This is a genomic window from Paenibacillus sp. ALE2, from assembly GCF_054113385.1.
In genome coordinates, this window is sequence record NZ_CM134213.1 from 2,789,829 (window position 1) to 2,814,794 (window position 24,966).

The following is a 24,966-nucleotide window of genomic DNA, read 5'->3' on the forward strand; positions in this document are numbered from 1 at the left end:
CTTCCTTTCGTAACCAAGGTTTATATTGTGTATGTTGTTCATAGCGAATTACGTTATTCAGAACTGGTGAAATTCGTCTCCGGCATCCCCTTCAGATCGCTTAAAAATTGCTGCATTGCTGAGTTTAGATAACGGCCGGACTTATAAATCACCCCTACTGGATGACTAACTTCCAGCTCGGGAATATGGATCATTTTTAATGTGCCTGTACGCAGTTCAGAAGTGACTGACAATCTGGAAATGATGGCAGCCCCGAGATTGATTTCGACCATCCGTTTAACTTCCTCACTGCTGGACAACTCGATCACAACATGGGGAACGATTTGGTGCTTTTTAAAAACATCGTCCACGAATTTCCGTCCTACCGTATCGGGAGAGAGCAGAATGAGCGGAATTTCCCGAAGGGCTTCAATGGTAGCATGTGGTTGCGAGGCCAGCGGATGAGTAGGAGACACGACAAGTTCAAAGGAATCATAGTACAGAACTGAAGTGCTTAGATTGGGATTACGTTCGATCAGATAACCGATACCAACATCAATAAGTCCGTTCTCCACCTGCTGATAGATCATCGAGGAAGCCATCGATTGAATGGAGGTTTTGATGAGAGGGAACTGATCCTGAAAGTAGGAGAGCACACGCGGTAAAATTTGAATGGCGATGGATGTTGTGGTACCCAGTGCAATGTGACCCTGCGGTGTTTCGTTTAAGTCGTACAATCTCTGTCTTAATTCCTCAACTACCTCTAATATGCGCTCGGCGTGTTCCAAAAAAACAACTCCCCGGTCGGTCAGGGTGACGGGCTGGTTGCGGTCAATCAGAATGGTTTTGAACTCATCCTCCAGACTTTTGATTTGGGCGGACACTGCCGGCTGCGTCAAATTGAGAAGTTCTCCGGCTTTACGGAAGCTCATCGTTTTGGAAATCATGATAAGCGTTTCAAGTTGACTGATGTTCATGAAGTTCCTCCTCTCTTTTCTTTAGCTTGTCGCAGCTGTATAGACTGAGTTTAGCCAATCTACTTGTTTATATGTAAAACCATCGTTATGCTTTATTTCATTAGATTATAGGTTATTCGAGCAGGAAGGGCAATGAATCGAAGCAGTACATCGTAAAGTGTGGTATATTGGGAAATAAAGACTAAAGTCCTGATATACTTTAAAATTAACCTGTCTAAATTCGGCATGGAGTAAAGATATAGGACATTATTCACATTTTTTGTGTTTTAGCTATAAAAAATTGCCGGACTGCTGTCGATAAGTGATAGAGAGAGCATTTTATTGCAGGTTGAGTCGTTATACAGCATTATTTGAATAAAAAACTCAAATTAAAATGGGACTTTTGTTGTGTGTCTAAAAGCCCATCGTAAAGGGGCGCAATGATCGTGAAGGCAGAAGTGATAAATCCTTTTTTGGAGTCGGCGAGACGGGTCATTGAACAATTGATCCAAGTATCTCCTTTACCCGGAAATCTCGGTGTGAAAAATGTCGAGCTGGTGGACGACCATATCTGGATTATGATCGGGATGACTGGACAGCTTAGCGGAAATATTGTGTTCGGCCTGAATGAACAGGTGGCGCTACGTATGGTATCGGCGATGATGGGCGGATTTGTGTTGACTGAAATTGATGAGATGGGAAAAAGCGCAATTTCGGAATTGGGCAATATGATTAGTGGCAATGCCAGTACAATTTTGTCCAGTCAAGGAATTGTCGTGGATATCACCCCTCCGCAGGTCATGAAATCAGAAAACTTGACCACTTTTGTGCCTCAGCGTGCCCTTTGTATTCCGCTTTCGGTGGAAGGAATCGGTGAGCTGGATATTCAGGTGATGATCTCTTAATATTAAAGGAGTAAGTTTCTTTAATGTGGAGGGATGTCCATGAGTACATTGCAGGATAAGGTAATTGTGATTACAGGTGCATCCAGTGGAATTGGCGCCCTTTGCGCTCAGTTGTTGAGCGCAAAGGGCGCAATCCCTATTCTGACAGCGCGCTCGCAGGAGCGACTGAAGCAAGTATCTGCGGGAATCAGCGGCAGGCATGAGCTGATTCCACTGGACGTTACCCGCCAGGAACAGGTAGAGGCTGTGGCTGCACGAGTATTGGAAGAATACGGACGGGTTGATATATTGCTCAACAATGCGGGGTACGGTAAGTTTGAGTATTTTAATGAGACCGACCTGACAGAGTTCGAACAAATGATGGACGTGAACTATATGGGGGTTGTTCGCTGCATCAAGGCATTTCTGCCACAAATGACAGAGCGGAACTGTGGGCAGATTGTTAATGTAGCATCGATGGCTGGGAAAATCGGGACAGCCAAATCGGCTTCTTATACGGCCACGAAGCATGCGTTGCTCGGTTTCAGTAATGCGCTCCGGCAAGAACTGCGCGGAAGTGGAGTGACCGTAACGACGATTAACCCCGGGCCGATTGATACACCGTTTTTTGAGCTGGCAGATCCCTCCGGGGGTTATGTGCGGAATGTTGGCTGGTTTATGCTAAAACCTGATAAGGTGGCACAGCATATCGTAAGGGCGATGGAGCTTGGTAAGGAGGAGGTTAATCTGCCACAGTGGGTATCTCCTTTTCTCAAGCTGTATCAATTAGCTCCCAGACTGATCGACAGGCTGGGGCATGGTGTGATGAATAAGAAATAATAGATGTCCCGTAGCCATTAGGTGTGGTGAGGGACATCTTTTATTTTTGTGATTTGGTAACAAGGCTATTTTCGCATATAATGGAGAGTAACGAATTTACGTATAGGGGTTGGACCTTTTCATGACATTGAATTTTGAAGCGCTCGGCGTTGAACAAGATCTGCTGGACAAACTGACCGAGCATGAAATTACACAGCCTTCGCCAGTTCAGGCAGAGGCTATACCGGAAATAATGAAGGGAAAGCATGTATTGGCGCGCTCGCAAACCGGCACAGGCAAAACACTGGCTTATTTGCTACCGCTGCTGCAAGCGATTGACCCACAGAAAAAGGCTACGCAAAAGCTGGTACTGGCTCCAAGCCAGGAGTTGGCCATGCAAATTGTACGTGAGGGTCAGCGCTACGGAGAGCATCGTGGAATCCGTGTACTGGGCCTGATTGGTGGGGCAGCCATCAAACGTCAAATTGAAAAGCTAAAGGATCATCCGCAGCTTGTGGTGGGTACACCAGGGCGTGTAAGGGAACTTATCGCTTCGAAAAAACTGAAGATGCACAATATTACAACTATTGTCATTGATGAGGTGGATCAGATGTTCCAGCTCGGCGGAGCAGGCGATGTGACCAGTATATTGGGCTCTGCCCAGCGTGATCGTCAATTGGTATTCCTGTCCGCAACGCTGAATAATGAAATTCAGTCGCTGGCACAACGGGAGATGCCTGATTACGTAGAAATTGGGATTGATCCTGACCAGAAGACGGCCAGTGGACTGGAACATTACTACTTTGTATCCGAAGAACGGGATAAGGTGGATATGCTGCGCCGTCTGGTACGGCATTTTAATCCGAGAAAAGCGCTGGTGTTCGTGAATACAACCAATGCTATTGGGGAAATTGAAGCCAAGCTCAAGCATATGGGTCTAACTACGGCATCCTTGTATGGAGATGCAGATAAAGTCACGCGCAGCAATGTGTTGGCTCGATTCCGCGAGGACAAGCTCAAAGTGCTGGTCGCTTCCGATGTAGCGGCCCGTGGTCTGGATATTGAGGGCCTTGAAATGGTCATTCATTTTGACCCGGCTACGGATAGTCAAGCTTATGTTCACCGCGCAGGGCGGACAGGACGTATGGGACGCAAAGGATTAGTAGTGTCGGTTGTGACTGACCGCGAAACGTTCATCATGCGTAAGTTTTCTCGTGAACTGGGAATCGATATTGCAGAGCGTGTGTTGTACGGAGGTCGAGTTGTGGTGCCGCGCCCGGCGGATGCCAAGCGTGCCCCTGTAAGGCCGTCTGAGACTAGATCTAATTCCAATGGAACAGTGACGGAAAATCGCAAGACACCTGTTCGGACTGAAGCAGGACGTCCAGGCAGGAATTCCGTGAACGGTTCAGCTCCAGGCAAGAGCAAAGGAGCAGCCTTATCCAAAGCAGGAAAGGCACAGCGCGAGCGTGATCGTAAAAACAAGGGTGCGCCAAGATGGCTGAAGGAAAAAGGATCAAAACCGAACGAGTAAGGGAGAAGAGGGGGAGCCATGGAACAACAGCCTGTGTTGCAAATTAACGGACTGACTGGTGGATACAGCGCCAAACGCCCGGTGCTGCATCAGATTTCGCTCGATGTGAAGCCGGGCGAAATGGTGGGACTGATCGGTCTGAACGGGGCCGGGAAAAGTACGACCATGAAGCATATTTTGGGTCTGATGACACCGCAGGCCGGAGAGATTCGCGTACAGGGGCATAAGCAGGATGAGAATCCCGAGGTATATCAGGGAGCTATTGCTTTTGTACCTGAAGCTCCAGAGCTGTATCCTGAAATGACAGTGATGGAGCATATGGAGTTCACGGCTAGAGCGTACGGAGTCAGCGAAGCAGATTTCCGCACGCGCAGTGATCAAATGCTGGATTTGTTCCGTATGCGGGATAAAAGCGGAAGTATGTCGATGCATCTCTCCAAAGGGATGCGCCAAAAAGTGATGATTATGTGCGCATTTTTAGCGGGGCCGCCGTTGTATGTCATAGATGAGCCTTTTTTGGGTTTGGACCCGCTCGGCATTCGTTCTCTGCTTGACTTTATGTTGGAGATGAAGCGTTCGGGCTCGTCTATTTTGCTCAGTTCTCATATTTTGTCCACGATTGAAAATTATTGCGATCGTTTCATTGTGCTTCATCAGGGTGCCATCATTGCTCAGGGTACGCTGGACGAAGTAACAGCACAGGCGGGTAAGCCGGGCATGCCGCTGGAAGATGCATTTTATGAGCTGGTACAGGGCAGGGAATGAGCATGGATTTGCAACGTTTGCATAAAGAAAGACGTCTAGCGTTCTGGGGACAGGTGCTGCCTTATCTGGGCTATGTCATTCAGAGCGGCCTTGCAGTGGTCTTCGGCTTTGCGCTGATTGCCTTTGCCGCATGGTACACGTCGCTACTCATGCATATTCCGCCGGATTTGCCCATCCGCTGGATCATGCTTATTGTAGCTATTCCAATTGCGCATGCGAGCTTTCGAACGTATTTGAATGCGGCAGATATAGTCTTCCTTCGTCCCCAGGAGTACGCGATGCCACAATATTTTAAGGCCAGCCGGATTCGAGGCGTGGTGTACAAAATATTCGGTCTTCTGCTGCTGTCCATGATTTTGTGGCCGTTGTATATCCGCAGTGATGCTGCGCCTAAGCCGCTGCTACTGACTCTGCTGCTGTTCGTGCTACTGAAGGTGCTATTTAGCTACGGCGGCTGGCAGGAGCTTCGCATGGTATCGGTTGGCGGGAGCATAGGCTATCGTCTACTGCGGTGGGTGCTGGCTGTGCTGATGGTAGCCGCATGGCTATGGCAGTCTCCGTTACACAGCTTGCCGTTTATCGTATTGGTTGGCGTGGTGTACGTGCTTGTTCTGCGTTTGCCGGTCAAACTGCTAGTGGCTTGGGAAAAACTGATCCGCACAGAGGCTATGCAGGCTGCCCGCGTGATGCGTACGTTGGGCTGGTTTGTCGATGTGCCTGCCCTTACACAGAGAGTGACGCCGCGCCGCTGGCTCTCCTGGCTGGGTGGCAACATACCTTGGAACAGAAAGGGAGCGTATCGTTACCTGCTGTTTAAGACGTTCTTGCGTACAGAACCAGCAGGCATTGTCATTCGGTTAGGTATTCTGGGTCTGTTAATTATATATATCACCCATGCTAGCTGGATTGGTATTGCCGTATATTTATTTTTTATATTCCTCATAGGTGTTCAGATTACTTCTTTGAGACAGTATCACAGGGATTCGTTGTGGCTTCAGTTATATCCGATTCCTGCGCATAGTCGCCGTGCGTCTTTTCTTGACTTTGTTGTTCGGTTGACGTTGCCGGCTGCGGTGGTGCTGTGGCTTCCTTTTCTGGCAAAAGGAACGGAGGATTTACTGTCTACATTGCTCACGTTGGTTGGGGGAGTCCTTGTTGTGTTCCTGCTCCGTGGTACTCAAGCCAAAAAATGGCGTTTGGACGGACAGGATGAGGAAGAAGTGTAATCCATATCTGTGTCAATAAAGTAAAGGCTAATTCGCAAGCAGCAAAAGCTGAGCTGCCTGCGGATTAGCCTTTTTTGTACATTCACTGCTTATGGTAGTCGTGGGTGCAGATATCGGTCTGCTTAAACGAAGATCGTTTTGCTGATGATAACTAACAAAATGAACAGTACCAAAATTGTTCCTGTGCTTGTGAATGCGCCGTAACCACCGTAACCGCCTCTTGTTTCTTCTGCTCCCATGCTCATTCTCCTCTCGGTCATTGTGATAAAGGATACATCGTATCTTATGAAGTGGGTTTCCGGATTGCGTGGGCCAATGTTCTGGTATGTTGCCGAATCGCCCTATATTTTTCATCAGATGCAGGAGATGAGAGAGGAAAAGGTACGTATTATCGAGAATAGAAGAAGTATGTAATCATTATCACTTGGAAAGTGGGAAAGACGAGATGCTGGTAGATAAGCTGCTCGTGAACATATTTCTTGTGTTTGTACCGTTACTCGTATATAGCGCTTTGTCGGATCATCGGCATAGGAAGCATACCCCGCTGCTTATGGGAGGGGTGCTAGGTGTTTCTTCGGTGCTTTGCCTTATGTTTTCGTACATTTGGTACGGATTATATTGGGATCTTCGGTATGTTCCTTTGATTCTCTCTGTTTTATATTTTGGTCCCAAGGCAGGTCTAATGAATGTGACGCTAATGGTAATGGCTCGTATGTATGTAGGCCCCGAGTCTATGGTGGTGGGGCTTCCGAGCATGATGTTGTGTTATTTGGGACCTCTCTTGGTAAGAAAAAAATTTATGCAGCTCAAAAGCATGTTGCTTCGAGTGGGCATGAATATGGTAATGAGTATATGGATCACTGGGGTCATGCTGATTTTTCTTTTAATACATTCTTGGATCAATGGCAGACTGGATGAGGATGAGATTGAGCTGATTCGCTCAATACTCTGGTTCGGTGTGATTCAATTTCTAAGTATTGGAGCCTCTTCTTTCTGGATGGAATTTAGTTTGGAGCGGGAAGAAATGAGAAGAAAAATTAAATATGCCGAGCGTCTGAATACGTTGGGTGAACTGGCAGCCTCGATGGCTCATGAAGTACGGAATCCTTTAACCGTTGTAAAAGGGTTCCTGCAAATGGTTCAGTCAGGATTAGAAGGGAAAAATCGCAGATATGTTGCTTTGGCACTGGCAGAGGTGGATCGGGCTGAAAGAATTATTAGCGATTATCTGAACTTATCCAGACCGCAGATTGGGAACACAGAACGAATGGATCTGTCTGGCATGGTTCAACAGATCGTTTTGCTTCTGAAACCAATGGCGACCAAGCAAGGCGTAAGGCTGTATACAGAGCTAAGGAATGAAATTTATGTACATACAGATCGTAACCAGCTGCTACAGGCGTTAATACATGTGACGAAAAATGCGATTGAAGCTGCGGAAGATGGAGGCAGGGTATACATAAAGCTGGCGATACAGGAAGAGCAGGCATGTCTGAGTATCAGGGATACTGGAAAAGGCATGAGCCAGGAGCATCTCGAACGAGTGGGTACTTTATTTTTTTCAACCAAAGAGGTAGGAACAGGACTGGGGACGGTCGTTTCCTTTCGAATTATTGAAGCCATGAACGGGAGTATACGCTATGAAAGTGAGCCCGGAGTGGGAACGGAGGTCGTCATCCTGCTGCCACTGGCACAGGAATCTCTGCTCGCTGCGGAAGGATAATTGTGCGGACGTATGATGGACAATAGTCAGCCGACCCAAAAAGCGGTATGCCCTAATATCTGGCATACCGCTAGTTATACTTTATATTCTAACCTGATACAGACAGATTAGGCGTTCAACAAATCTTGTGCACCACGATACACAATGTCATATAGGTCTTCCAGATACTCCTCTTCGATACATGAGAACGCGATACGAAGATCGTATTCACCCAGTGCAATCGTGCCTACCCCATATTGTTCCAGCAAATGTGTGCGCAGTCGTTCAGCAGACAAGCCGTTCAGCTTGAGACACATAAAATAGCCTGAATTGAAAGGATAGTAGCTCCATACATCCCCGTATTTTCCGCTATCGAGCAACGCTTTGACTTTATTAGCCCGCCCCTTCATAATTTGGAACTTTTCATTCTTCTGTTGTTCAAATTCTGGTGATTTGAGAGCATCCAGTACGAAGGTTTGAGAGGGGTGAGGACCGCTCGAAATCGTTGCCCGGATAATCCCTAGTGTTTTTTGTTCCAGTGCGCTCAGTACATCCTGATGCTCCGAAGCAAAGGTAATAAATCCGACACGGAAGCCCCAAACGAATTCTTCTTTGGTAGCTCCGTCAATTTTGACTGGTAAAATTCTCGGATGAAGCCCGGCTAGCTGACCGAATAGTGATTCATGCAGGGAGTCCTCGAAGAACAGGCCAAAATAAGCGTCATCTGTCACAACTACGACATTGATGCCTGCTTCCGCCGCTTCCTGAATGGCAGCGACAATTGCTTTACCTTCTTCAATGCCCGGTGTATAGCCTGTCGGGTTGTTCGGGAAGTTCAGTACAACGATCGCTTTGCCGTATTCTTTCTGCGCCAGTAGCGCCTCGCGTAGTCCCTCACTATTAAAACGGTGATCCTCTGTGAACAACGGGAAATTCACCAAACGTCCATGACGGCGAATACCGAAAGTTAGTTCATAGTTCTCCCAGTTTTTATCTGGATAAATGACAGCATCTCCTTCATCCGTAAACAGGTCGGCAACGATGCTCAAACCGTGGGTCAGCGCGTTGGTAACTACAGGAAGGCCGTAGCCTTTTCCAGCCAGTGAAGGATTTTCTTTCAGCATTTTGTCACGCCATACGCTGCGAAGTTCAGGCTTGCCCGCAGGGGGAGCGTAAGGATACAAATCCTTGGGACTGTAAGCGGACAGCTTCTCCTGAATAACCTCCAAATGCATAGGACCATTGCCTTCAGTAGCAATCCCGATCGTAGCATTATACTTTTTGGCAAGTTTCCCTGCCTCGGCGGATTGACTCAAAATCCCTTCTTTTGGAAAATAAATCTCTTTACCTAAAAGAGAAAGCATTTGATATACATGCTCGTTGCCTGTCTGAATGTTTTGATTTAACTGCGCTGCCAGTGGATTCATTCCCGTTTCATCCTTCCAAGTCATTTTGATTACATATTATAGCATTACACACGGTAAGCGTCACGCACAAGCATTAGGGGCCATAAGAGCGTATTTTTTGCTTAATCGTGGCGCTGCGCTTATATTATAAAATAACGGGATAACAGGACAACCAGAGATGAACCAAAGGAGGTACAGATTTTGCTGGATACATCTGCGTCATCGTTTATCCTGCTGCCGGCCTTTGCCAAAATTGTGTGCGAGCCGGGCTGGAAATGGCAGGTACGCGAGAAGCCGATGCCAAACTATGATTTATTTTATGTATGGAGTGGAGAAGGAACGGTTGTATTAAATGGGGAAGCCTATCCGGTGAGCAAGGGCAGTTGTTTTTTGTTCAAGCCGGGAGACGATACCCGTGCCACACATAATCCGCAAAAACCGCTCATACTTACTTATATTCATTTTGATCTCACCGAACAACCCAAGCAAATTCCAGCCAGCTACCGCATGCTGGAGGAAACGTTCGAGGTGGAGCATATGCTTGCCAGATATGTCCGTCTGCGTCTGGAGCGTGCCTACGGGGCTGACGAGGAGGGCAAGCTGATCCTAAAGCAACTGATGATTCATCTGCTGCGTGCAGACCGGAAGGAACCGCAGGAGCAACAGGCCAGTAACCAGCTCACCGAGGTCATTCGAGAAACGGCCAACTACGTGCGCCAGCATCCGGGACTTCCTCATCGAGTCGAGGATTTGGCAGCACGTGCAGGGCTGTCACCGCGTTATTTTTCGATAAAATTCAAGGAGCTGCTAGGTGTTTCCGTGCAATCCCATATAATCAGCATGCGGATTGAGCGCGCGCAGCATCTGTTGCTACATGCCGGAATGAATGTAACTGAGGTGGCGGAGGCTTTGGGGTACCGCGACATCTTTTTTTTCAGCCGCCAATTCAAGCAGTATACAGGAAAAAGTCCGTCTGAGATTCGATAAGCTATTAGCGCATGACGAATATAAAGGATAAATCAAAAAGGACCGAAGCAGTTACGCTGGGTCCTTTTTCGTATGAGCCATTTGAATCATTCGATCCCCATGCTCAAATGTGCAGCTATTTTTTTGTTACAATCCTTCATTTATGCTTTAGGATCGTGTCGAAAGCTACCAAGACGTTGTCCCATTTTCACCACGTCCCCAAGCTTCAATGCGGGGTCTGGCTCAAATGTGCCGTTTTCAGTCAGCAAAACGACGGTTGAGCCAAATTCGAAATAGGCGAGATCGTCACCTTTTGTCCAGGAAGTCGCTTGTTCATCCGTATATTTGATGCTGCTCACATTCATTGCGCCAACCTTGACGACCGCCACCTCACCATATTCGTGGGCCATGTACGTAATTTGTCGCTCATTGCGGCTAAGAACTCCTCTCATATGCTGTAAGCCAAAGTCATTCACTGGGTATACTTTGCCACGCAGATGTTCCTTTTCTACCAGTGTACCGGATACCGGTGCATGAATGCGATGGTATTCTGCCGGGCTGAGATAGAGCACAAAAGCATAGCCGTGTGTGTACTTCTCAAGACGCGGAGAGCGGTTAAGAAGCTCTTCCAGCGTATAGTCTTGCCCCTTGACATTCAAAAGAGTACCAGACGTAATTGGGCCGGTAAACGTAATCCGTGCATCCACCGGACTGGTCATCACCTCGGCGTTCGTATCAATCGGGCGCATGCCCGCTTTTAATGTGCGTGTAAAATAGGCGTTCAGGGAGCGGTATTCTTTCCAATCCTGTTCCGCCTCATGCGTCTGGATCTGGTACGTACGTATAAAGGTGGGGATAAAAAGTCGGCTTGCACTGCTTTGCGCGAAGGAGCCCACAATCCGGCACACCCACTTGCGCGATGATAGCTCCGTCATAAGCCGCAGCCACTGTTTTGCCATTACAGATCCCCCTTGTTCATTTCCGAGCCGTCTTGGCCGGAACCTGTCCGGCCGCTCTGAACTATATTGACACAGAATGTGACGTAAATCAATACAGGGGACGGCCAGGTGAACGTTCGATGCCTGACGAAGACATTCGTTCGAGAAGCCAACGAGCGTAAGCCATCGGCTGAGCATATGTTTCTTTCCAGACATTACTCATGCCTGCCTGGCTAAAGCCATAGCGCTGATCACGACCGTTGCATTCGATAAAAATAATCTTGCCTTCATGGGTAATTCCCAGATCCAGTCCGACATCAGCGAGACGGGGTAGGTGTTGTGCCAATCGGTGGACGATTTGCAATGAGAGTCTCTCTAGCTCATTCATCAGCCGGGCTATGTTTGAGGTCTGCACCGTCTCTGTTCGTGATAACACCTCTGGTAGGGAACGGGCCGTGCCGCCCTGGGCTACATTCGAGACGAAAGTGTGGGATGGAGCAATTTTGGCAAACATGCCTGTCACGCCCCAGATTCCGCCATATCCGCGCTGAACTGTCACACGGATATCAAATGGACGATTGTCGCATAAAGCAAGCGGAATGGTTTCCTGAATGATATGAGGCACACGCATCAGTCGCTTATGCAGAAATAAAGGGAGTTCTCCGACATTCAACCGTAGTGTGGACCAACGCCCAGGTATCGTTGGATGAGCACATTGCAATGTCCAGCTTCCGCTGGAATGCCTCAGCCGCATAATTCCTCTACCCACGCTGCCGCTACTGGGCTTAATTACAACATCCCCGGTTTGCTCCATCAAGGTGCGGATGGAAGAAGGATCGCCTTGCAATGTTTTGGGCAGGTGGGAATGTAGCAGAGGGTCTTCCTGTAGAATTGCATGTATATGGTCTTTGCCGAAACGGTTTTGTTCATTAAAAATATAGAATCCCTTGTGTACCAGCCTGTTGATATCGCGGGCATTTTCATTTTGCCGATAGAGAGTGCGATTGTGGATGACTGGCGGCAACGGAAGAGTCATCTGCCGATACTCGTTGCCGTTTTTAACAAAAGCCCGGCATGTTCCGGTCGATATATGAATATCTTCCAGACGAAGAAAGCAGGGGATTAGCTCGTAGCTTAACCCGGCCTCCTCGTAATTGGCGATAGATTCATATCGCGTCCTCATGACGGGAATGCCCCGGTAAGTTGCCGGGTTGAGCATGACGCCGACATGCAACATGAGTATGTCCGCCCTCCTTATCGTCAATCCAACTGACCATATTGTGATTCTAGTCCATCATATGTATCAAAGATCGGCCAGGCATGGACGCTAGCCTTGCGATATGCCCAAAGTCATAAGCCAAGCACCTTTCAGAGCAAGAGACGATATGATACAAGATGAGTGTTGAAGGGTGAAGGAATAAGGTAAGGAAAGTGGGTGAGGTGATGCAGAGGCTGAAGGTAGCAGTCATTACACCGGGCTCTTTTGTTATACCTTCGTCCCGCAGCAGTTCAGTGGAGAGGGTAATTGCTCGTATGGTACCACTGGCTAGCCATAAGCTTCAGGCACAGATCTATGGCATAAGAGGGGCAGAAACACCGGATCACGGCGATGTTGACGGAATTCCTTGTATGCGCTATACGCGGGGAGCGGGTTATATCCCCGAGGTAATTGCTGATTTGAAAAGATGGTTACCTGCGGTTATAGATGTACACAACCGCCCCGCAGTTGCTTATGCCATTCGCGAGGCTTTGCCCAATAGCAAAATTGTGCTGACTTTGCATTCCACCACGTTCATCCGGGAGCCTCACCTCAAACGGAAGGACATGGGTAGGCTGCTGTTGCCGCTGGATCGTATTATTGTGAACAGTGCGTATTTAGGGGCTGTTGTGGCTTCTGACAGTCCCGATGCGGTCAGAGACCGCATCGTCATCAACAAGCTGGGTATTCATCCTGGCGATTTCCTACCACGGTGGACTCCTGCAGCAGAAGCGATCAGGTCAGCTCGATTGGAAGACTTCGGCTGGTCAGGCCGCCGAATCGTGTTATATGCAGGCAGACTGGTGCCGGGGAAGGGAGTTCATCGCTTGTTAAAGGCCTTGCGGCGTATCGTCCATACCTGTCCGGACGTGCTGCTGCTTATAGCAGGGAGTGCCTATTACGGTCACGACCGCCTCACGCCATACACCGCAGCATTGCATCGGCAGATACGTAAACTAAGGTTGGCGAGGCATGTGCACTTCCTGGGTTATGTGCCGCATCCGGCATTGGCCTCGTTATATCAGTTAGCCGATGTGGCGGTTGTTCCTTCAGTAGAAGCTGAAGCCTTCGGGCTGGTCAATCTGGAAGCCATGGCGGCAGGCGTGCCTGTGGTAGCCTCACGAATCGGTGGTATTCCGGAGGTTATACAACACGGCAAGACAGGCTGGTTGGTTTATCCGTCACACGGCGAGCAGGAAATGGCCGACGCCATCATCAGGTTGCTCCAGCAGCCTGACTTACGGCAACGGATGGGAGAAGCCGGGCTGGGGGAGGTGCGGAGCCAATTTTTATGGCAGCACTCTGCAGAACGCTGGGCTCAAATTGTAACAGACTGTGCAATTGAGTGACGTGGTCGTGGTTACGTGCATAGGCTATCGCATAGGCATTAGGCCATGATTCCCACCTGGGTGAATGCAGCGGAGCGACCGCTGTTTCACTCCTGTGTCAAAGGAGCGGTCATCATGAACCATCGCACGAACCATAGCCCTAAGGATAAAAAAATAGCACGGCGTAACCATTCCAATACTGTCCCCTCTCCCCGTGTAAACAAGGAGAAAACGGTTTCGCCTGCTGGCGCTGGCAGTCACAGACCCACTCAGCGTGGAACGGCAAGTATACCTGTCCCCGTAGAGAAGAATACCTCGCTTCAAGCTGTAGAGGAAGCGGCATGGAAAAAGCATAAGCTTCCCAAAACGCTAGAGGAAGCGATGCAGATGAATCGAGCATCTGTGCTACTGTTGTCTGTGCCTGACTCAGATACCGAATGCGGAACGGAACACGACATGGCATCTATGAAGACGGAAGGTCAGACCAAGCAAGATTCGTTATTGGATTGTTCCATAACCAGTATTCACATTGCGGAAGGGAGACAGCGTCCAAAGCAGCGAATACGCTTGCTAGAGCAAGAAAACCATCTAGCTTCTCAGACTGAAAAAGAATTAGGTCGGAATGCCATTCATGATGGCTCAGTGACCGATGACGGGACTACTGACAGTGAAGTGACTTTACCTCAATTTGGCAGCACTTCTTTTTATCTTTCTGCACAAGAAGTTACAAGCAAAGTGAACGTTGTGTTTGATAAGCCTTTTATAGACACGCAATATGCAATCACCGCCAATGCGAGCGTACCGGGAGTGATAGTGTCCGTCACACAACGACAGAGGGATTCGGCAGTGCTTACAGTGGAACGCAGACAACCGGGTCAGATATGTGAGGGATGGATTCTCTGGATTGCGATGGGGACATCATAGATAATAAATATACACAGCTTTTGTTTATGGTAATGTTAGAACAACCTCAGACACTGAAACAGGAATGAAAAAACGCCATTCTTTCCTATGATTATAAGGAAAGAATGGCGTTTTTTTACTTCTTTTTAATCGGCAGAGCATAATAGCCAAAAGCTAAATCGAGCAAGGCGCTTGCTTCTTGAGGCAGCAATAAATTCTTTGGAGGGAAGGTAAAGGAGCTAATGCATGACATAAAAAAGAGCTTAGTACAGCTTGTTTTATAGTCATGACCTACAAATATGACACTTTGACACTACCGTATGTGACAGATAACAAGTTAGATTCGAAGGGCAATTCATAACGTATTAGCAAAGAAAAGAAAGAGTAGGAGAGAATCAAATGACGAAAGAATCAGCTCGCAAAAGGTTGCAAGATTTCTACTTTTTGTTGTTTACCTTCGGATCGGGACTGTTTTATTTTTGCTTCTATTTGGTCAGCATTACATTTGCGTTGGCGATGACGGTTATCTTCGTGGGCATTCCCTTGTTGGCGTGTGTGTTGCGAACAACTCACATGTTTGTCCAATATGAACGCATCCAGACGAAGGTTTATACGGATATATCGATAGAGCCAATTCCGACAAGGACAAACAGTGGAAGGGATAAATGGATGAAAGCGGGAGAAGCCATTCTTAATAGTAGCAATTGGAGGGCTGTTTTTTGGCTTATGCAGAAATTTTTTATTGGGGTGATTAGCCTTATATGTGCCGTTATATTGTACATAGCTCCGCTCGTAATTATCGTTACACCGATACTTTTTCAACATCTTGATATATACTTATGGGGATTTGCTGTAGATTCATGGGAAAAGGCTATAAGTGTCATGATCGCTGGGTGTATTCTCGTCTGGATCAATACCCGCATTGGAAAGAGCCTAGTTCAAATCGTTGGAATGTACACGCGCTCTATGTTCAAAGCTATTAAGGAGTGATAATTTGTTTACAGCTTGGAAACAATGGCTCTGGTATGACTGGTTATTGCTTTGTATACGTTTTGTCATCTGGTTCTCATTGATGATAACTACGATCCAACACCAAGACCATTTAACTGTGCCCCTTTGGATCATCATTCTTTGGGAAGTCGTCTCATTTTCAGTACCTTGGATTTGTTTAATGTTCAGTTATCGCTACTATCTGCTTACTGAGATGGTTTTGTTTGGCGGAGTGTGCTTCTACTTAACCTTATTATTTCCGGCGGCATATCTTGCATTTTTAATGCCAACTTTCATGATCGCGGCAAATAGTGCTCATAAATCATTCCGTTGGTCAGGTTCGATCACCATTGTTTTGTTTCCGTTGCTCATTGCAATATTTTCCCCAGGAACAGATCTATGGGCGATTATCCCACAAATCGGTCTGGCTTTTGCGATGGGATTTTCCTTTCACTTACTCGTTTCTAATTACCGCCAAAATGAAATTATTCGCAATCAGAAGCTTGTGCTGGAACAGTACCTATCTCAGATTGAGCAGATTACTTTGTTGGAGGAGCGCGATAGACTTTCCAAAGATTTGCATGATACGATGGGGCATTCCTATACCTCGATCATTATGGGGTTGGAAATATTGCGTACGGAATTAGGAACAAAAGATGGAGAGCAGAAAATCGACTCATTATTGCAATTGGCCCGTAACAGTATGGAGGAAGTGAGAGCCTATTTGCATCAAATAGATTCACCACAAGAATCGCTTCCCTTGACTGTTACTTTGCAACAATTAGCAGAGGAGTTCCAGAAACATGCAAAAGTAAATGTACGCACTCGAATAATAGGGGAAGAGTACATAGTCTCCAAACAAGCGAAAATGACGCTTTATCGGTGCTTGCAGGAATCGCTGACTAATGCTGTACGCCACGGACAATCCACCGAAATCATTGTGTCACTGCATTTTGAGCCGCAACAGACGAGATTGGATGTACAGGATAATGGCCGCGGAGTGGGGGAGTGGAAGGATGGCTTCGGATTAACTGCAATGAAAGAACGTGCGACACAGTTGCAAGGGAGAGTCACTGTATACTCCGAAAAAGGCGAAGGGACGTTCATCTCATGTGTGTTACCCAGACTGGTACAATTGTCCGATGAACGAATCCGCTTGTGTATCGTCGATGATCATTCGTTTATCCGAGACAGTCTCCATACCATCTTGGACGGACAGGAGGACCTAGAGGTAGTGGGGGTGGCCGAAGATGGGGAACAGGCTGTGGAATTGTGCAGAAGCCTGAATCCGGATTTAATATTAATGGATTTGGAGATGCCCAATCAGGATGGGATTCGAGCAACCCAAATAATCAAGGAGACATGGCCTGACATTCGCGTCCTCATCCTGTCAACGTTTCAGGATACAGAGAGGGCGAAGGAAATCATGCGAAGCGGCGCTGACGGCTATTTGCTGAAATCCATAGAATCGCGTGAACTGGCTGAAACGATTCGCCTCGTCTATCGGGGAGGCACGGTAATTAACCAAGATTTGTTCCATAGAATGTGGGACGGAAATGATGATGAAGAGTCAGTCGGACCGAGGTCAGATGGAGAAGAGTATGGCTTAACGAAACGTGAACTAGAGGTTTTGAATCTTTTATCTCAAGGAAACCGTTATAAAACAATTTCTGAGAAACTTTACCTATCCAACGGGACAGTAAGAAATTACGCCTCCACTCTCTATGACAAGCTGGGAGTCAACAATCGAGAAGAAGCTGTGCAAAAAGCAAGAGATACAGGATTACTTTTATAAGAGAAAAGGACGCCCCTTTGAGGGGGCGCCATAAATAGGGGGGAAGGGGTGCAGACTTGTGCACCCCTATTTTTCGTCCATGGTATGGGCAGAGCCAAGTGACAGTTGCACAATGGCAAAGGTCTATGGACGAGAAAATGAGGAGGATCGTGTATATGATTTAGTTTACGCCTACAGCGTCAAAAGACTTAGCAGCTGCAGTTGCTTCTGCTGAGTTCGCCCCGTACAGATCTTTTGCGGCTTGGATCACAGCAGCACGTGCGTTGGAGAAGTCGGAAGAAGAAGTCAGGTAGTTCGTAAAGGCACTATAATAAATTTGCACCGCAGCATCGCGGCCAATTCCATTTACAGTAACGCCATGGAAAGTACCGCCTTGTGCCAACAAGTAGTAGGCTTTATTGATAATACCGCTGTTTGTATGAACGCCGCCGTTATCGGAGCTGCCTTTATACAGGTTGGAATAGTGATCTGGTTGATCGTACAGAGTAGGATTGGACATTGAGCGAAGAGCATCGCCTGCAATGTTTGGCGTATAAATATCATCGCCTACAAGCCAGTTTTTGCGTTGAATGTCATTACCGATAACGTCCGAGAAAGCCTCATTCAATGCGCCGGACTCTCCGTAATATTCCAAATTCGAAGTATATTCTGTGACACCATGTGTAAGTTCATGCCCTACTACATCGGGGTCCCCGCTGAAGGCGATAAATGTGCTACCGTCTCCATCTCCATAAGTCATTTGGGAGCCGTTCCAGAAAGCGTTGTTGTAGCGGCTGCCGTAATGGACTGTCGAACGGAGTTGCAGACCACGTCCGTCAATGCTGTTGCGTCCAAATTTGGATTTATAGTAATCATAGGTTTTGGCAGCATACGCATGGGCATCCACACCGGCTGGATCATTCCATACATTATCAGCATCTGTCAAAAGGGTGCCTGGGATGCTTTGGCGGTTGGAGGCCGTGTAAGTCACGATACCGTTACCGCGTGTGGTATCTTTTAACTGGTAGCTACTGCCGGAAGCGGTAGTAGTGAACGATTTGGAATCACCAAGCACACCTTTACCTGTGCCTGTCGCTTCATTAATGATGTCATACTGGAATACGATGCTGCCGTCATTGGCATCAATAATGTAGCGGGTACGCAGTGGGGCAGGTTCTAAAACATTAACTTCTGTCACATAAACTAGCAGCAGGTCATCCCCTTTAGGGTAGTAGTAGAGTTCTGCTTTAGGATCTACTTCAGGCTGTAGATTAGCGATTTTGGCAATGGAACTTTTTTCGGCCTCCACTGCTTCAATTTTGCTATCTTTCAGGACAGATGCCTTATCAAGACTTAGCTCGTCCTTATCAACAGAAAGCGTTTTGTCGTTGTTAGCTGATTCTGCATAAGTATCTTTACTTACACTGCTTGGCTCCTCAGCGTCTTTAGAAATAGTATCGTCGGAGGTAGGGAGGGCTTCAATACGTGCAGCTGCTTCTTTATATGCGGTGTAAACCGCTTCAGAAGCGCTGATTTTTGGAGTTGTACCTTGCGTAGCTTCTTCCTGCTGATCCTCATTAATCACCGCTCCTAAGTAAGAGGTGACCTCACCAGATTTGCCCACATGAATAGTTTGCTCAGCTCCATATACGGGAATCCCGTTTACATACTGCTTCAGTCGATAATGGCTCACACCGGACTTGTCGCTTGTGCGATCAACGATTCGGAATTGTTCACGTACACTGGAGCTATCCACACCCAGTAACGATTTCTTTTGTCGATTCAAATAGCTCCATACAATATCGTCCCCTGATACCGAGGAAGGAGCTTTCCATTGCTCGGCGTGGAAGGTCGGTGTAAGCTGTGCTGGTCCCGAAACGGAACTCTCCGCAGATGCACCAGACGCCACAGACCCTAATAACATAGCTCCTCCAAGAAGCGAAAACCATACTTTTTTCATAAAAATTCACTCTCCTCGATTAATGTCAGGACGAATTATCCTGCTTTGAATAAGGCATTACGCCATTTATGTAGGTCGTGTTGTCGTCTGGAATAGAAGAATGGAACATGAAGAGAAATACCGAAGTGTTTTTCATGAAGCGTGCGTGAAAAGAGGGTACTGCATTTGAAGCAAGTAGCCTAAAAAGGTAACAAACTCCTCCCTTCCTGTCGTATAAAAAGATAGTGGAATAAAAGCGGATAATGGAAAAAAGTTGCCTTATGCAAAAAAAACAAAAGTTGATTTTTCGAACTCCCATCATCTGGCTCTGATATTAGCACAGAGAATGACGGACGAGAAGATCTATGTAACAAATTTATCCAAAATGATTCTTTAGACCCTAAAAACTCATTTATTTAATAGGAATAATAAGTTTTGTAAAATAAAGTCGAAAATTGCTGTGTCGAAAAGACTCCACGCTTGCCGTTACACACGGCTTTTGGACCGCATAGGTTATGTTGAACTGTCCTAATCATGCTGTTCATCTATACAGCAGCAAGGGAGGTGAGACGGGAGCATGAAAAAGCGTGGAAGAGCTGGATTCAAGATTAATCGGAGGCGGCATTCAAGGGCTTATTATCATTCTAAGATGTGGCTGCCGTACCGAATGCCGAACATGGATAAGAAGCCGATAGTCTCTGACAAGAGCGATGTACTCGAAACGGTGAGAGGGGCACAAATCGGCGAAGCGCGGCCATCTGAACCATCATCAGCGGGAAAGATTATCGTATCTGTCATTATTCCGGCCATGAATGAGCAAAGAACAATCGGAGCTGTGATTCGCGAAGCGCGCCATGTCCATCCACATACAGAGGTTATCGTCGTTGAGAACGGATCACACGATAGAACGGCGAAGGTGGCTGCGGCGGCGGGGGCTCGTGTACTTTCCTTCCCGGAACCGCTCGGACATGATGTTGGCCGTCGTATTGGAGCGGAAGCGGCATCCGGACAGATCCTGCTTTTTCTGGATGGTGATATCGTCATTCCCTGCGTCAGACTTCGGCCATTTATACAGGCCGTAAGTGCAGGAGCGGATGTGGTGCTGAATGATTACCATGGACCTGTGAATCGCACGCCCATACATCCTGTAGTTGAGGCAAAGCATGTATTGAATATCTTGTCGAATCGTGCTGATTTAGGGGGAGCCTCTATGACTGGCATTCCACACGCCATAAGTCAAAAGGCTTTAAAGGAAATAGGTCTACAGTCCTTGGAGAAACCTCCGCTATTTCAAGTGATGTCCATCGTCTCCGGGTTGCGAGTGGTGACTGTACATGGAATAGCTGTCGGTAGAATGAACGCAACACGTAAAAAACAGAACGGCAAGGACCCGCTGGCAGGTGTAATTGTCCAGGATCACCTGGATGCCATTGCCTGGCTTACATCACGTCTGGGAGCACGTGCGGGATATACGGATTTGGAGCGCAAACGGATCAGAGATGAGGTGAAAACGTGACTAGAGCGTATCGCAGAAGAAAGCGTGAAGACCCGGGCTGGGGGCTAAGACGTGTACAGCGAAAACGAGAAACAACGGCTTCGATGCATAGCCGCAGGGTGAGAAAGCTCTCACCTCGGGCAAAAGAAATGCCCGAAGTCCATCTGACTGAGGAACGTGAAGCCTCCAGTGATATTGTATTGCAGGGGACCGCAGCAGCCGTGGTCAGCGTCTGTAATGAGGAGACTACGATTGACCGGGTACTGGGTGAGCTGGAAAAACTTCCGCTTGCGGATATCGTGGTCGTATTAAACGGCTGTACGGATGGTACGCGCTCCGCCGTAGCCAAACGTCATCCTGGCGCGACTCTCGTCGACGTACCGGGTCGTCTGGGGCATGATGTTGGCCGTGCGGTAGGCGCACGTCTGACGCAGGCTGATATTATACTGTTCGTGGACGGAGATTTGCCGATCCCAGCGTCTGATTTGCTGCCTTTTCTTCAAGCGGTGGATCAGGGAACGGATGTGGCGCTTAATGATCTGGGCAGACATTTGCCGCCTTATACCCAGCAGGACAGCGTCACACGGTGTAAAGGGTTTCTGAATCGCGTACTGCGCAGGTCCGATCTTGGAGCAAGCTCATTGACCGCTGTACCGCATGCATTATCACGGCGTGTGCTGGATCAACTTGGGCCAGCCGTGCTTGCGGTACCGCCGAAGGCCCATGCGATGGCGATTCTGCATGGCATGATCGTGGCAGCCGTACATGCTGTCGATGTGATTAAAACAAACCGCAAGCGGACCTTCAATGTCGGGAAAGGGAACGCTATGGAGCAGTTAATCATCGGCGATCATGCTGAGGCGCTGACGGCCGTGTTTCAGGTAGCCGGGTATTCTCCGTTAGGGCCTGTTCCAACACGGGTAGACGTTGCCAAAGGGAGGAATGCACGATGAGTCTGACGAGCATCATTATTCCGACTTATAATGGCCTGCATTTATTAAAGCCGTGTATCGAGGCGATTCGAACACATACGATAGATGCACCGTATGAAATTATTGTTGTGGACAACGCTTCGAATGACGGGACGGATGATTTTTGCGCATCTGAGCGGCTAATCAGCATACGTCTTCCTGAAAACAGGGGCTTTCCAGCAGCTTGTAATAGGGGGCTCCGACTGGCTTCGGGTGATCAATTCGTCATTTTAAACAATGATGTGACGGTTACACGGGGATGGCTATCGAATATGTTGGCTGCTTTGCATAGTGAAAGCACAGTGGGATTGGTGGGACCGGTGACGAATTACGCCAGCGGTATTCAGCAGATTCACGGAATAGAAGGAGATATGGCCAGCTGTCTGAGGTATGCGGAGCAGAATAATGCAAGTAATCCCTCCAGATGGCAAGAGGTCAAGCGGTTGGTCGGGTTTTGCCTGTTATTCCGTCGTGAGCTGATGGAACGGATCGGATTGCTGGATGAACGGTTCAGCCCCGGACATTATGAGGATGACGACTATTGTCTGCGTGCACGCGTGCATGGCTACAAGCTGCTAATGTGCAATGACTGTTTTGTCTATCACCAGGGAAATGCGAGCTTTTCGCGCTCGGAATCTTCCTGGCTCGAAGAGCTGGTCGAGCGGAATTATCGATTATTTTTAGAAAAATGGAGCGTAGATCCCAGAGTGTTTATCGAAACGGGAATCCCATGCACTGAACATGCTGTCGAAGGAGGAAGGAAGATATGAAAGGGGTTATTCTCGCAGGAGGAACCGGGTCGCGCCTTCATCCGTTGACTACATTACTCAACAAGCATCTGCTTCCGGTCGGCAAGTATCCGATGATCGTATATGGTATTGAAAGGCTGCGACAAGCGGGGATTACCGATATGCTCATTATTATTGGTAAACAATCGGCCGGACTGTACACTGATTTTTTAGGCAGCGGCAGTAATTATGGTGTCCAATTGACATACCGGATTCAAGAAAAAGCGGGTGGCATTGCGGAAGCACTCGAATTGGCAAGAAGCTACATGCAGTTAGAAGAGAAGTTTACTGTTTTGCTAGGTGATAATTTGTTCAAGGAAGACTTGGGACCTGTCATCGAACGCTTCAAACAACAACCACCGGGGAGCGCCAGAGTCTTGCTGAAAAAAGTGGCAGATGCCCGTCGTTACGGGGTACCCGTGTTTGATCCCGAGCGCCCGGAGAGCATTACGCGGATTGAAGAGAAGCCGCAGCATCCCCAGTCCAAATATTGCGTTACGGGTATCTATATGTACGATACTGCCGTATTCGATAAGATCCGGGAAATAACGCCTTCAGCCCGTGGTGAGCTTGAGATCACCGATGTTAATAACTGTTATGCTGCTGAAGGCAAGCTGGAATATGATATTTTACGGCGCTACTGGAGCGACGCAGGAACCTTCGATTCCCTTCAGGAAGCTGGAGTGAAGATGAAGGGACTTCTACCTTGATTTCAATGAAACACCATCCAGCCGGGCCAGGCATATAGTATAGGCATAATGCCACCCGGAGGAGTGAACGGCATGAAACGCCTGAGTACGCAAAGGAAACACAGCAAACGGCTCGGAAGGAAGGGCTATTGGTCAGGATATAACAGGGGCCAGGAGCAAGGCAGGAAATTGGGTCAGGCTTCGTTCGGCAAGGTTTTTGAAGGCGTAAGTATTATCATTGTGTCCTGCAATCAGCTTCAACAGCTCCGTGCTTGCATTCATCATATTGAGGAGAATACGAGCCATCCTCACGAAATTATTGTAGTGGACTGCGGCTCGACGGACGGGACACCTACCTATTTGCTCCGTAAAAGCATCGCTGTACGCTATGCGCTGCTAACAAAGGATGTTCAGATGATCGGCAGTCTGAATCAGGGACTGATGATGGCCAAAGGTACAACTATTGTTGTACTGGACCCAAACTCGATGGTGACTCCTGGCTGGCTGGACCGGTTGATGGGCTGTTTATACAGCGATTCGCGTATGGGAGTTGTCGGCCCTGTAACGAATGGTCCATTCGGAGAACAGCAGATTGAGGTTCCTGATATGAATGAAAATGAAGTGCGTCCATTTGCCATGGCCCATAATATTCCCAACCCGGATGCATGGCGAGAGACTGAAAGCCTGGCGTCATTTTGTCTACTACTGCGCAGAGACACTTTGATAAAGACGGGATATTGGGATGAAGGCTGCCACAGTATTGAGGAAGCCCATGCAGATTGGCTGCTGCGTGCTCGCTTGTTGGGGATACGTATGGCAATTGCCGGAGATGCGTTTATCCATTTTGCAGAAAGTGATCGGGATACGGTTTATGGTTTTCCTCAAACGACCGGAAGCATCGGTTCAACGGAGGAAAGGAGCCGGAACCGATCCTTTTTTGTCCAAAAGTGGGGGGACGCGGATAAGCTGTTCCACGACCCGGAATATGGATCAGCAGAGCCGCACGGCCAAGGAGGATTATCAAGTAAGGAAACCCACTTATCAGCAGCAAGTTTTTATCCCGTCGGAGCGCTTGTTCAGGGACCGTCCGGGGCAGTATTTCGGATAGAGCCGGGAAGTAGACGGCGGCTGCATGGAGCCAGTGATGCGGGAGATAAACATGTGCGTCTCGTTAGAGTGTCTCAGCTTGATTTGTTGGCGCTTCCCTTGGTAGGTGAGCCGGAGGCGACGGTCTCCGGCAGCGCTGACGCCCCGCCTGTAGCTGTGGCGCCTGAGGAACCCTTGCCCGTGCTGGTGGCTCCTGAGCTGGGGAACATGTCCATGTTGCCCACACTTCATATCCCGGCTCAACGCAAACGATGGATTGAGTTACTGTATGCTGAAGGTGGGCAACTGTACCAAATCGGCAACGGCTGGAAAAGACCGTTCCTTACCCTCTACGCTGTGATGAGCTGGCGGGCTGAGGACTATCCAATTCAGTTTTTGTCCTCCGAAGAATTGTCGGCATTGACGGAGAAGCAGCCTATTATTGCTCCACCGGTGTTGCGAGGGCATTTGTGATGATCGAATAGGCTTTTTTAGGCGGAACCGACTACTCGCTGCGGCATACGCTGTAGTAGCGGAAAGCCCGTAGGTATTTCGTGCGTTCCGCACGGC

The 24,966-nt window shown here is 48.1% G+C and carries 23 protein-coding genes; 17 read left to right on the forward strand and 6 right to left on the reverse strand.

The window, feature by feature from the left end:
* Positions 1-53: 53 nt before the first annotated feature.
* Positions 54-956, reverse strand: a complete 903-nt coding sequence (locus ACXHJ1_RS12155) for a LysR family transcriptional regulator (protein WP_016820048.1) — start codon at positions 954-956, stop codon at positions 54-56.
* Between the two features lie 425 nt (positions 957-1,381).
* Between ACXHJ1_RS12155 and ACXHJ1_RS12160 the strand changes: the two genes are divergently transcribed.
* The 5 genes from ACXHJ1_RS12160 to ACXHJ1_RS12180 all read left to right on the forward strand — a co-directional run bounded on the left by ACXHJ1_RS12160 (position 1,382) and on the right by ACXHJ1_RS12180 (position 6,163).
* Positions 1,382-1,840, forward strand: coding sequence for a chemotaxis protein CheX (locus tag ACXHJ1_RS12160; RefSeq protein ID WP_025365744.1), 459 nt, complete (start codon positions 1,382-1,384; stop codon positions 1,838-1,840).
* 39 nt (positions 1,841-1,879) lie between these two features.
* The gene (locus tag ACXHJ1_RS12165; protein ID WP_107734709.1) at positions 1,880-2,659 is read left to right on the forward strand and encodes an SDR family NAD(P)-dependent oxidoreductase; all 780 of its coding nucleotides are present in this window, start codon (positions 1,880-1,882) and stop codon (positions 2,657-2,659) included.
* A gap of 121 nt (positions 2,660-2,780) precedes the next feature.
* The gene (locus tag ACXHJ1_RS12170; protein ID WP_457906120.1) at positions 2,781-4,172 is read left to right on the forward strand and encodes a DEAD/DEAH box helicase; all 1,392 of its coding nucleotides are present in this window, start codon (positions 2,781-2,783) and stop codon (positions 4,170-4,172) included.
* Positions 4,173-4,190: 18 nt separating this feature from the next.
* Positions 4,191-4,937 (forward strand): ABC transporter ATP-binding protein, encoded by a 747-nt coding sequence (locus ACXHJ1_RS12175; RefSeq protein WP_016820051.1) that lies wholly within the window; start codon positions 4,191-4,193, stop codon positions 4,935-4,937.
* A gap of 2 nt (positions 4,938-4,939) precedes the next feature.
* On the forward strand, positions 4,940-6,163 hold the full coding sequence (locus ACXHJ1_RS12180; protein WP_457906121.1) for an ABC transporter permease: 1,224 nt from the start codon (positions 4,940-4,942) through the stop codon (positions 6,161-6,163).
* A gap of 122 nt (positions 6,164-6,285) precedes the next feature.
* Here the strand turns inward: ACXHJ1_RS12180 and ACXHJ1_RS12185 are convergent, their stop codons facing one another.
* The gene (locus ACXHJ1_RS12185; RefSeq protein WP_013372853.1) at positions 6,286-6,402 is read right to left on the reverse strand and encodes a hypothetical protein; all 117 of its coding nucleotides are present in this window, start codon (positions 6,400-6,402) and stop codon (positions 6,286-6,288) included.
* A gap of 46 nt (positions 6,403-6,448) precedes the next feature.
* Between ACXHJ1_RS12185 and ACXHJ1_RS12190 the strand changes: the two genes are divergently transcribed.
* Together ACXHJ1_RS12190 and ACXHJ1_RS12195 are read left to right on the forward strand one after the other, a co-directional pair.
* The gene (locus ACXHJ1_RS12190) at positions 6,449-6,577 is read left to right on the forward strand and encodes a hypothetical protein (RefSeq protein ID WP_457906122.1); all 129 of its coding nucleotides are present in this window, start codon (positions 6,449-6,451) and stop codon (positions 6,575-6,577) included.
* 31 nt (positions 6,578-6,608) lie between these two features.
* A complete protein-coding gene (locus ACXHJ1_RS12195; protein ID WP_016820053.1) occupies positions 6,609-7,886 on the forward strand; it encodes an ATP-binding protein in 1,278 nt (425 codons plus the stop codon).
* A 107-nt stretch (positions 7,887-7,993) separates the two neighbouring features.
* Here the strand turns inward: ACXHJ1_RS12195 and ACXHJ1_RS12200 are convergent, their stop codons facing one another.
* A complete protein-coding gene (locus ACXHJ1_RS12200) occupies positions 7,994-9,292 on the reverse strand; it encodes an aminotransferase class I/II-fold pyridoxal phosphate-dependent enzyme (RefSeq protein ID WP_457906123.1) in 1,299 nt (432 codons plus the stop codon).
* A 180-nt stretch (positions 9,293-9,472) separates the two neighbouring features.
* Here ACXHJ1_RS12200 and ACXHJ1_RS12205 point away from each other — a divergent pair, with 180 nt between their 5' ends.
* Positions 9,473-10,258, forward strand: coding sequence for a helix-turn-helix domain-containing protein (locus ACXHJ1_RS12205; protein WP_019688506.1), 786 nt, complete (start codon positions 9,473-9,475; stop codon positions 10,256-10,258).
* A gap of 140 nt (positions 10,259-10,398) precedes the next feature.
* Here ACXHJ1_RS12205 and asd read toward each other — a convergent pair whose 3' ends face one another.
* Both asd and ACXHJ1_RS12215 read right to left on the reverse strand, forming a co-directional pair.
* Complete coding sequence (gene asd / locus ACXHJ1_RS12210; protein WP_457906124.1) at positions 10,399-11,196, reverse strand: archaetidylserine decarboxylase; 798 nt, start codon at positions 11,194-11,196, stop codon at positions 10,399-10,401.
* Between the two features lie 88 nt (positions 11,197-11,284).
* Positions 11,285-12,412 carry a YheC/YheD family endospore coat-associated protein gene (locus tag ACXHJ1_RS12215; RefSeq protein WP_107734705.1) on the reverse strand — a complete coding sequence of 376 codons (1,128 nt, stop codon included), beginning with the start codon at positions 12,410-12,412 and terminating at the stop codon, positions 11,285-11,287.
* Between the two features lie 206 nt (positions 12,413-12,618).
* Here ACXHJ1_RS12215 and ACXHJ1_RS12220 point away from each other — a divergent pair, with 206 nt between their 5' ends.
* The 4 genes from ACXHJ1_RS12220 to ACXHJ1_RS12235 all read left to right on the forward strand — a co-directional run bounded on the left by ACXHJ1_RS12220 (position 12,619) and on the right by ACXHJ1_RS12235 (position 17,449).
* Positions 12,619-13,782 carry a glycosyltransferase family 4 protein gene (locus ACXHJ1_RS12220; RefSeq protein WP_107734704.1) on the forward strand — a complete coding sequence of 388 codons (1,164 nt, stop codon included), beginning with the start codon at positions 12,619-12,621 and terminating at the stop codon, positions 13,780-13,782.
* Between the two features lie 114 nt (positions 13,783-13,896).
* On the forward strand, positions 13,897-14,685 hold the full coding sequence (locus ACXHJ1_RS12225) for a WIAG-tail domain (protein ID WP_243208223.1): 789 nt from the start codon (positions 13,897-13,899) through the stop codon (positions 14,683-14,685).
* A gap of 378 nt (positions 14,686-15,063) precedes the next feature.
* Entirely contained in the window at positions 15,064-15,654 is a 591-nt protein-coding gene (locus ACXHJ1_RS12230) for a sensor domain-containing protein (protein WP_107734701.1), read from the forward strand.
* A gap of 181 nt (positions 15,655-15,835) precedes the next feature.
* Positions 15,836-17,449 carry a helix-turn-helix transcriptional regulator gene (locus ACXHJ1_RS12235; protein ID WP_243208224.1) on the forward strand — a complete coding sequence of 538 codons (1,614 nt, stop codon included), beginning with the start codon at positions 15,836-15,838 and terminating at the stop codon, positions 17,447-17,449.
* A gap of 160 nt (positions 17,450-17,609) precedes the next feature.
* Here ACXHJ1_RS12235 and ACXHJ1_RS12240 read toward each other — a convergent pair whose 3' ends face one another.
* On the reverse strand, positions 17,610-19,388 hold the full coding sequence (locus ACXHJ1_RS12240; RefSeq protein ID WP_107734697.1) for a M4 family metallopeptidase: 1,779 nt from the start codon (positions 19,386-19,388) through the stop codon (positions 17,610-17,612).
* Between the two features lie 556 nt (positions 19,389-19,944).
* Here ACXHJ1_RS12240 and ACXHJ1_RS12245 point away from each other — a divergent pair.
* From ACXHJ1_RS12245 to ACXHJ1_RS12265, 5 genes are all read left to right on the forward strand, one after another.
* Positions 19,945-20,883 carry a glycosyltransferase family 2 protein gene (locus tag ACXHJ1_RS12245; protein WP_107734695.1) on the forward strand — a complete coding sequence of 313 codons (939 nt, stop codon included), beginning with the start codon at positions 19,945-19,947 and terminating at the stop codon, positions 20,881-20,883.
* A complete protein-coding gene (locus ACXHJ1_RS12250) occupies positions 20,880-21,815 on the forward strand; it encodes a glycosyltransferase family 2 protein (RefSeq protein WP_107734693.1) in 936 nt (311 codons plus the stop codon). The genes ACXHJ1_RS12245 and ACXHJ1_RS12250 overlap by 4 nt, the downstream gene beginning before the upstream one ends.
* Positions 21,812-22,603, forward strand: a complete 792-nt coding sequence (locus ACXHJ1_RS12255; protein WP_107734691.1) for a glycosyltransferase family 2 protein — start codon at positions 21,812-21,814, stop codon at positions 22,601-22,603. The genes ACXHJ1_RS12250 and ACXHJ1_RS12255 overlap by 4 nt, the downstream gene beginning before the upstream one ends.
* Positions 22,600-23,331 carry a sugar phosphate nucleotidyltransferase gene (locus tag ACXHJ1_RS12260; RefSeq protein ID WP_107734689.1) on the forward strand — a complete coding sequence of 244 codons (732 nt, stop codon included), beginning with the start codon at positions 22,600-22,602 and terminating at the stop codon, positions 23,329-23,331. Before ACXHJ1_RS12255 ends, ACXHJ1_RS12260 begins: the two co-directional genes overlap by 4 nt.
* Before the next feature lie 72 nt (positions 23,332-23,403).
* On the forward strand, positions 23,404-24,870 hold the full coding sequence (locus ACXHJ1_RS12265) for a glycosyltransferase family 2 protein (RefSeq protein WP_107734687.1): 1,467 nt from the start codon (positions 23,404-23,406) through the stop codon (positions 24,868-24,870).
* The last annotated feature ends 96 nt before the right edge of the window (positions 24,871-24,966 follow it).

Excerpts from the sequence above, each read along its gene's own strand:
- ACXHJ1_RS12155 (WP_016820048.1), bottom strand. The coding sequence starts at position 956 with ATGAACATCAGTCAACTTGAAACGCTTATCATGATTTCCAAAACGATG.
- ACXHJ1_RS12165 (WP_107734709.1), top strand. The coding sequence starts at position 1,880 with ATGAGTACATTGCAGGATAAGGTAATTGTGATTACAGGTGCATCCAGT.
- ACXHJ1_RS12170 (WP_457906120.1), top strand. The coding sequence starts at position 2,781 with ATGACATTGAATTTTGAAGCGCTCGGCGTTGAACAAGATCTGCTGGAC.
- ACXHJ1_RS12175 (WP_016820051.1), top strand. The coding sequence starts at position 4,191 with ATGGAACAACAGCCTGTGTTGCAAATTAACGGACTGACTGGTGGATAC.
- ACXHJ1_RS12180 (WP_457906121.1), top strand. The coding sequence starts at position 4,940 with ATGGATTTGCAACGTTTGCATAAAGAAAGACGTCTAGCGTTCTGGGGA.
- ACXHJ1_RS12185 (WP_013372853.1), bottom strand. The coding sequence starts at position 6,402 with ATGGGAGCAGAAGAAACAAGAGGCGGTTACGGTGGTTACGGCGCATTC.
- ACXHJ1_RS12190 (WP_457906122.1), top strand. The coding sequence starts at position 6,449 with ATGAAGTGGGTTTCCGGATTGCGTGGGCCAATGTTCTGGTATGTTGCC.
- ACXHJ1_RS12195 (WP_016820053.1), top strand. The coding sequence starts at position 6,609 with ATGCTGGTAGATAAGCTGCTCGTGAACATATTTCTTGTGTTTGTACCG.
- ACXHJ1_RS12200 (WP_457906123.1), bottom strand. The coding sequence starts at position 9,292 with ATGAATCCACTGGCAGCGCAGTTAAATCAAAACATTCAGACAGGCAAC.
- asd (WP_457906124.1), bottom strand. The coding sequence starts at position 11,196 with ATGGCAAAACAGTGGCTGCGGCTTATGACGGAGCTATCATCGCGCAAG.
- ACXHJ1_RS12215 (WP_107734705.1), bottom strand. The coding sequence starts at position 12,412 with ATGTTGCATGTCGGCGTCATGCTCAACCCGGCAACTTACCGGGGCATT.
- ACXHJ1_RS12220 (WP_107734704.1), top strand. The coding sequence starts at position 12,619 with ATGCAGAGGCTGAAGGTAGCAGTCATTACACCGGGCTCTTTTGTTATA.
- ACXHJ1_RS12225 (WP_243208223.1), top strand. The coding sequence starts at position 13,897 with ATGAACCATCGCACGAACCATAGCCCTAAGGATAAAAAAATAGCACGG.
- ACXHJ1_RS12230 (WP_107734701.1), top strand. The coding sequence starts at position 15,064 with ATGACGAAAGAATCAGCTCGCAAAAGGTTGCAAGATTTCTACTTTTTG.
- ACXHJ1_RS12235 (WP_243208224.1), top strand. The coding sequence starts at position 15,836 with ATGTTCAGTTATCGCTACTATCTGCTTACTGAGATGGTTTTGTTTGGC.
- ACXHJ1_RS12240 (WP_107734697.1), bottom strand. The coding sequence starts at position 19,388 with ATGAAAAAAGTATGGTTTTCGCTTCTTGGAGGAGCTATGTTATTAGGG.
- ACXHJ1_RS12245 (WP_107734695.1), top strand. The coding sequence starts at position 19,945 with ATGAAAAAGCGTGGAAGAGCTGGATTCAAGATTAATCGGAGGCGGCAT.
- ACXHJ1_RS12255 (WP_107734691.1), top strand. The coding sequence starts at position 21,812 with ATGAGTCTGACGAGCATCATTATTCCGACTTATAATGGCCTGCATTTA.
- ACXHJ1_RS12260 (WP_107734689.1), top strand. The coding sequence starts at position 22,600 with ATGAAAGGGGTTATTCTCGCAGGAGGAACCGGGTCGCGCCTTCATCCG.
- ACXHJ1_RS12265 (WP_107734687.1), top strand. The coding sequence starts at position 23,404 with ATGAAACGCCTGAGTACGCAAAGGAAACACAGCAAACGGCTCGGAAGG.